Source organism: Butyrivibrio sp. AE2005 (assembly GCF_000686965.1).
Classification (GTDB): Bacteria; Bacillota; Clostridia; order Lachnospirales; family Lachnospiraceae; genus Butyrivibrio; species Butyrivibrio hungatei_A.
Genome location: NZ_JMMD01000042.1, coordinates 1 through 7,434, shown reverse-complemented (window position 1 = coordinate 7,434; position 7,434 = coordinate 1). Strand labels below are relative to the sequence as shown.

Here is a 7,434-nt window from a genome sequence, read left to right as displayed (position 1 = left end):
ATGTCAAAGTCAGGAAATAACTTCTATTATATCCAGGATGAACTTGGATCACCTATGTACATGACAGGTACTGACGGAGCAGTTGTATCATCATATGCATTCGATGACTTTGGAAGAAATATAGATCCGTTTACAGGCAATATAAGAAACAGTAACTCGAAGCATGTATACACTAAGCAGGGCAATATAATTCAGCCATTTGCTTTTACAGGCTATCAGGAAGATGAAGTATCGGGGCTTAAGTTTGCACAGGCTAGATACTACAAGGCAGAAACAGGCAGATTCCAGTCTGAGGATAATGTAAAAGGATTTATTATTAGTCCGTTTACGCTGAATCACTATGGCTATTGTTGGGGGAATCCGATTAATCTTGTTGATAATGATGGAAATTTGCCTACAATTATTGGAGGAGCTTTAATAGGTGGTGCGATTGGTTTTGCTGGTGATGTGATATCTCAAGCTGTTTCTGGGAAAAACATAATGGAGATTGATTATGGACATGCGGCTGTTACTGGGCTTAAAGGTGCAGCGGTAGGCGCGGCAATTGGAGCAGGCGTTGGGGCTGTTGCAGCAATAACACAGACTGCAGTAGGCGGTTCAACTGGTGTTGCAATGGCAGCATCAATGACTAAGGGAGCAGCAGTTTGTGGAACAATGAGTGCTGTTATGGAAACTGGAACAGAGATAGTTACTAACGAAGATCATAGTATAAATGTTGGCCAGATTGGAGTCGCCGGGGTGGGTGGCGCTATTGCAGGATTGATAACTGGTTCAGGCATAGGAAGGGCTGCGTCTTCGTGTCTGAATGCTGTAAATGCTGCAGTAGTATCAATAGTCAATGATATACAGAAAGGTGAAAGCACTAAAAAAATAATTTATGATGCTTGTGTAAGTGGAATAATTGGTGGAGCTGCTGGATTTATTGGCGGAGATGGAGCTGCAAAGGATGCTTATGACGTGGGAGAACATTTATATTTGTTTAAAGCAAATGGAAAATATGTTTTAGGGCAGGCTAAAAAGATAAATATATTGCATCATTTTGTAGATGGTGCGAAGTATATTAGTGCACAGCTTGCAAGGGGATTAGTGATTGCGGCAGGAACCACACTTATTGGCTCACCGCTTGTTACAGTTGCATCAAATCTATACAATGATTCCCCAAAGGAGGAATGCGGTGAATAATTGTTTTTTTGTTTTGTTGATTTGGCTGTTTGTTTTTTTAGCAAGCGGAATTACGGAATATAGTGGTGGGGGATATGATTATCCCGCACCTAGGTGGTTAAAGAGATTAGGAAATCCTTTTTCAACAAAAAAAGAATATCTTTTATCAATGGCTTTGTTGCGTGTATGCAATAACATATTACTAGTAATAACAATTGTTGGTTATTTTTTTAAACATAATTTAAAGAATTATTGGAAAGTTGCTGGTGCCAAGTATAGTATTATAATAATAATCTTATGCTGTGTTGCAATCATAATCGAGGAAGTGTTTGCTATAAATATTAAGATTAAACGGAACAATAAAGCTATTGGGGGAAATATATATCTTATTTGTTTTTTTTCTTTTGGATGCATATTTATGATATATATGTACTGTAGTTTATTGATGCAGCACTAAATAAAGTCCATCCCGGAGGAAATGCCAGAATTTTTGCATACAGTGACGGAAACATAAAAGCAGTTTATGACGATAGAGGAATAGGGTCAAACTTTACTTACGATGACAGAGGAAACGTTGCTACAATAGCAGATCCTGACGGAGTAAAGACGAGCTATAAGTATTACGAACTTAACCGTGTTGTAGAAACAGTTTCTGCTGACGATGCAAAAAAATTGTATAGCGTTAAATAAATATTTTCCAATAACGGAAGTTTAGTTGTTGACTTTGGACGAGCATTATTTGGATTTAATGGATGCTCTGATATTATTCAAAATTATATTGTACAGATATTTAGTATAGTCAGACTGGAGATAAAAAGCCCGAGAGTATAGAGACTCTTGGGTTACTTCAATATTAGGGGGGAAATGGATTCATTTAAATTTTGACATCCAATAATGTTTTTGATTTCATTAATACTTTTGTATTGAGGAGAGAGCGTTTATGGTAATTTTTTGGAGCATTATAATAAATTTTTGTGTTGTTCTATGGGGACCCTGTATAGCATTGGTTACTTTTGTGCAGAACTGTACAAAAAAAGTTTGCTCTGCAAAAGAAAGTCGAAATGCAAATATATTATCGAAAGCGTTAGGGGGACTGGTGCTATTTGGATTATTTGTTTATACACCTGATACTTTTAAAGAGTCATGGCAAGGGCTTTTGGATATTCCAACGATAATGATCAGTGAACATTGTTTTGGAATAATAGTTTTTGCGCTTTTGGTAATATTGTTATCTTTCTATATTATGATTTTTGGAGATAATGTAGGAGTTGAAATATTTTATAAATATGAGCGGGGTAGAATGATTGCTATTGGTATTCAACTAGTAGATAGTGCGATCATGATTGTGTACCTGTTTTTGATTAATGTAAATGGGAATATAAATAAGTATTATTGGAAATATATTCTTTTGTTGGATTTAATGATGTTTGCTGTCATTGTTATATTAGGCGCAATAAAAGTAGCATATACAAAAGATGGTGTATGTTTTGAGTATAATACGGTTATATCTCAGCGAAAGCTTTTTGTGATTGGCGATAACAAGTTTGATGTAGTTATAGAAAATGAAGATTATATAGTTAAAAATGGCGAAGAAGAAGTACGAATGAAAAAGCTTACGCCACGTCAAATAGAAGGTCTTGAAGAGTTTAGAAAATTGACAAGAGGAAAACAAAATGGAAAATGATAGAAAAAAATTATTTTTTTGTATGGCGATAGAAACATGTATTTATTTTGCTATAGGTGGAAGCTTGATTTATTTTGGCGAAATCTTATTTGGGAGCTTATTTTGCATTTTTGCTGTCTTTAAAATATTTTTTGTTATATTACAGATTAAAAAACGTAACAAGCAACAGAGCTAGACCATTTGGATTATATAATTTAGGAAATATATATTTGAAAATATTTTGTGAATACTAATTATACAAGAGTCGATATAAAAGCCCGAGAATATAGAAATTCTTGGGCTATTTTCAATATTATGGCAACAGCTTATACAACTCTTTGCTAAAATTAGGTTGGTATGGAATCAAGGATTTGAATAATGAATAACCGTATACCGTATAATAAGAATAAATGCGAGGTTAAGGTATGGATATTTTTTGGACTCTTGTAGTAGATATAGGTATTGTAATAGTTGCATCGTGCATTATACTTACTATTTTTTTACAGAATTGTGCAACTAAGGCGAGCTCTGAAAAAGATAAAAAAGAAGCAAATATATTAGCAAAAGTGTTAAGAGCACTTATGCTATATGGTATTTTCTTTTGGGATCCCGATATGTATATTGGAACGTTGAAAGCAATGATAGTGTAGCATAAGTATTTGTCTATTCAGGTTGAAAAAAAATTAGGGGAGTAATGTATAGTATGGGCACAAATATAATTTTGAAACCTAAATTTATAAAACTTGGTTACGTTCTTATTGGAGTAGTATTATTTTTAGCGGCAATAATATACCAAGAAGGCATTAAAAATATCAAAGAAAGCATTATTATACACGATACATCATATGTTATTGAGATGATCCTTATATTTGTTTTTGGATTTACACCTGTTATTGTTGCAATAATTATATATATATTAGCGTTTGGATCGATACGTATCATTATTGACGATGACAATATAACAATTAAGGTTTTAAACAAGGTAAAATATAAATTTAATGTGAATGAGCTTGACAAGGTCGAGCAGTTTTATCGCGTTGTTAAAGGCTCAAGGTTTCAGCAAACAGTAATATATTATCGTGGAAAAAAAATAAAATTGCTTGAGCATCCGAATGAGGGTTGGGAAAATTATAATACTTGGTGTAGATATCTGACTGAAAGAAAAAAACTTCAACGTGTTGATGATATTTGAGTGAAAGTGCAAGGAGCTATAGAAAATATGTAGGTGTCTGATTTTAAAATGATATTTTATACTTTGCAATGTGACATTACAATTTTTTGAAAGAGGATTGACGGCATAATGGAAAAAATAAAATTAAAGGCCGCAAAAATGGCAATTTTAATAGAATAATGGCTACAACATTTGCTTCCGCAGCGGCATGTTCACCAAGAGTATTCAGAGCGCTTGCAGGAGATAACGTTTTTGAAGCTATAATAAATGTTGCTATGTTTCTTCTATTAGTAGCAGCTATGGGATTTTTTCTTAATTTGATTATTAAGAGTTCGATAGTGGTTAAAGAGGACAGGTTTGTGATACATGCCGGATTATATTTCAAGACAATTAAGTATAGCGACATTAATCAGTGCTTCTTTATGGATGGTAAATTTGTTGTTGTGACCAGAGACAGAGAAATTCCTATACAAATTGCTATATTTGAGGATATGAGTGCTTTGTATGATGAACTAAAGAGAAATGGCATTGTGATCGAAGGATGATCAGATAAGATAAAAATTCCCTGATAACTTACGGCATATAGCGAAGTTATCGGGGGATTCCGCTATTAGCATTTGTAAGACCGGAAGAAAGAATAGAGTTTTTTGAAATTTTTCGAAGGATTACTATAACCTTCTTGAGAGAACGGTAAATGGCGAGACAGAGAGCTTTGTTTATGATAACAATGTAATCTCAATGTCAAAGAGCGGCAACAACTTCTATTACCTTCAGGATGAATTTGGCTCACCTATGTACATGACAGGAACAGATGGAGCGGCCGTAAGCGCATATGCTTTTGATGATTACGGTAGAAATATAGATCCGTTTACAGGAAAAGTGCGTAACGACAGAAATCAGAATGCATCAAATCACGCTTATACAACAAATGGCAACATCATCCAGCCTTTTGCATTTACAGGCTATCAGGAAGATGAAGTATCGGGGCTTAAGTTTGCACAGGCAAGATATTATAGTGCAGATAATGGGAGATTTTTAGGTGAAGATCAGATAAAAGGTTTTATTAATAGTGTTGATACGCAGCATAGATATATGTATTGTTTAAATAATCCAATAAATTTGATTGATGAAAATGGAAAAGAACCTTCAATTCCTGATCCAACTCAAACATTAAGTGGTCAGTCTGATGTTGGATTTTATCCAGAACCTAAGTCTGATGTTGGATTTTACCCAGCGCCTAAATCGAATTCAATGTCAACAAATGATTCTGCTAACAAATGTGAAGGTGAAGATAGTAGTGCAGGTATAACTTCTCAAGATGTTTCAACTATAAGCAAGTATGCTCAAAATGGTGTTGAAATCCTTAAAATAGGGCTTTTGACGGGGGCAAAAGTTTTATCGAGGCGTAGTAAACAGATAAGTGCTATGCTTCATTCGGCTAAAATAGCTAGACCTGGACGTGCTTTGAGTCATTATAGAAGTAATAATGCAGTAAGACGTTCTATGCGTGAAGCTGCAGCAAAAAACTTATCTAATGCTGAAAAAGCAACAAATATTGCGAAGAAAATTGATGACTTTGGAAAATATATTAATGTTGTTGCAGTAGCATTAGATGTTGGAATTGGTGTATATGATAATATTCAAAATAAACAACCTATAGACAGGATACTTTCTGATGCAACTGTTGATGCGGCTGTTTCTACGTTACAGATAGTTGCCACGACAGCAATTACAACGGCTATAGTGGGCTCTGGTTTTGGCATAGTAGCATTAGGAGTTGGTTTAGCAGTTAGTACTGTTGTTACAGGCTTGAGTGATGATTTGAAAATTTATAAAGGAAAAAGCTTAAGAGATTTAACTAAAGATGCAATGTATTATTCGATAAAACATTGGAAACCAGCATTGCTATAGGTTATAAGAATATTGAGAAATAGAATTGGAGAAAATGGTATGGTTCGTTTAAATCAAAAAGTATTTACAACATATATTATACTTGCTTGTCTTTTTATTGTAGTAGATTTGCTAATGCTGATATCTGCAGAGAGCAATAAAGTTAAAGAATTTATTTTAGCGGATGCAATAGTGTTGCTGCCAATAGTAGTTATGGGATTGATATATTGTAAAAAGGATATAACTGAATTTAAATTTAATCTTTTGTTGGGAATAGATTCAATTTTGTTTTGCGTATTGTTTCTTTTTATCATGTATCATCAAACGTCAATGTATAACATTGAAAAGTACAGGAGTATTATTGTTATCCTAATGGTTTTGCTTTTTATAATTGGCGGTATTTTGGGATATTTCAGGATAGGTAATAACTTATATATGGAAGCTGGAGGAGGAGTAGTTTTAGGAGTAAGTGCGTTGGGACATTTATATGCTAAATACTGCATCAAAAATATTAAATTCACATTGATAATATGTTTATGTGCAATTACGTATTTAATATTTTTTGGCATTGGATATCATTTCGGAAGTAATTATTCTGCGTGATTTTGTTTTTTGATTAAATCCTAAGCTCCTATGAATTTATACCAATGATTTAGTATGAATTTACGGGGGCTTTCGATTTATTATCATTAGATGGACAATTAAAAAACAAAATCATTTATGATGTCATTGCATCTTACTGATATCGATATGCCTACATAGAAAATGATATCTTAGGACGCCTTACAAAGGTAACAGACTTTAAGAACAGGACTGTGGCATACGAGTATGGCGCTACAGGTGAAAGAACAAAGCTCACATATCCTGACGGAAGAGAAGTTACTTATAACTATGATGAAAAGCTCCAGCTTTCAAGCATTATCGGAAACGGTGAAGAGACAAGATATACTTACGATGATCTTGGACGCCTTTCAAGTAAGACATTTGCAAACGGAGTAACTCAAGGTTACACATATATGCTGGGCGGAAACCTCGCATCAATGGAAAGTTCCGATAAGCAGGGAGTACTTGATAAATACTTCTATTCTTATAACAAAGCAGGTCTTATTGACGGCATAGATAGAAACAGACGCGGTCTTGATAAAGTATCGGGAAGATATGAATATAGCTATGATGCTATCGGACGTCTTACAAAGACAACGCACGATGGAATAACAAAAGCTGCTTACGAATACGACGCATTCGGCAACAGAACCGCTATGTCTGAGATATTCGCAGATACAAGCGAGAATATAAAGACAGCGTATACATACGATGTTCTCGACAGACTCATAGAGACTAAGGAGCTTAACAGCTCTCAGGCAATCCTTAAGACCTACGATTACGATAACCGTGGTAATCAGACAAAGGAATTCATAAACGGCATCTTGCAAAAGAGCTTTACTTTTGATGCTACAAACATGCTCTCAAAAGTAATCGACAAAGACAAGGGAGAACTTGAAAACTTCTACAACGGACTTGGATTCAGAGTAACATCAACAAGACCTGA

General features: G+C 34.4%; 8 protein-coding genes and 1 pseudogene. All 9 read left to right on the top strand.

The features are described from left to right. Positions 1-1,182: RHS repeat-associated core domain-containing protein (locus DL92_RS0114780; protein ID WP_026668158.1), on the top strand; the 1,182-nt coding region annotated here is incomplete at its 5' end. Next, positions 1,175-1,618 carry a hypothetical protein gene (locus DL92_RS0114775; protein WP_026668157.1) on the top strand — a complete coding sequence of 148 codons (444 nt, stop codon included), beginning with the start codon at positions 1,175-1,177 and terminating at the stop codon, positions 1,616-1,618. The genes DL92_RS0114780 and DL92_RS0114775, both read left to right, overlap by 8 nt. Positions 1,619-2,101: 483 nt before the next feature. Continuing rightward, positions 2,102-2,845, top strand: a complete 744-nt coding sequence (locus DL92_RS0114770) for a hypothetical protein (protein WP_026668156.1) — start codon at positions 2,102-2,104, stop codon at positions 2,843-2,845. A 404-nt stretch (positions 2,846-3,249) separates the two neighbouring features. After that, the gene (locus tag DL92_RS0114760; RefSeq protein WP_026668154.1) at positions 3,250-3,474 is read left to right on the top strand and encodes a hypothetical protein; all 225 of its coding nucleotides are present in this window, start codon (positions 3,250-3,252) and stop codon (positions 3,472-3,474) included. 53 nt (positions 3,475-3,527) lie between these two features. Further along, entirely contained in the window at positions 3,528-4,016 is a 489-nt protein-coding gene (locus tag DL92_RS0114755; protein ID WP_026668153.1) for a hypothetical protein, read from the top strand. A gap of 158 nt (positions 4,017-4,174) precedes the next feature. Next, on the top strand, positions 4,175-4,540 hold the full coding sequence (locus DL92_RS0114750; RefSeq protein ID WP_026668152.1) for a hypothetical protein: 366 nt from the start codon (positions 4,175-4,177) through the stop codon (positions 4,538-4,540). A 247-nt stretch (positions 4,541-4,787) separates the two neighbouring features. Continuing rightward, positions 4,788-5,906, top strand: coding sequence for an RHS repeat-associated core domain-containing protein (locus DL92_RS0114745; protein WP_197027268.1), 1,119 nt, complete (start codon positions 4,788-4,790; stop codon positions 5,904-5,906). 39 nt (positions 5,907-5,945) lie between these two features. After that, positions 5,946-6,488 (top strand): hypothetical protein, encoded by a 543-nt coding sequence (locus DL92_RS0114740; protein WP_026668150.1) that lies wholly within the window; start codon positions 5,946-5,948, stop codon positions 6,486-6,488. Between the two features lie 212 nt (positions 6,489-6,700). Beyond that, positions 6,701-7,434: pseudogene (locus tag DL92_RS19565) on the top strand (hypothetical protein); the annotation flags it as partial.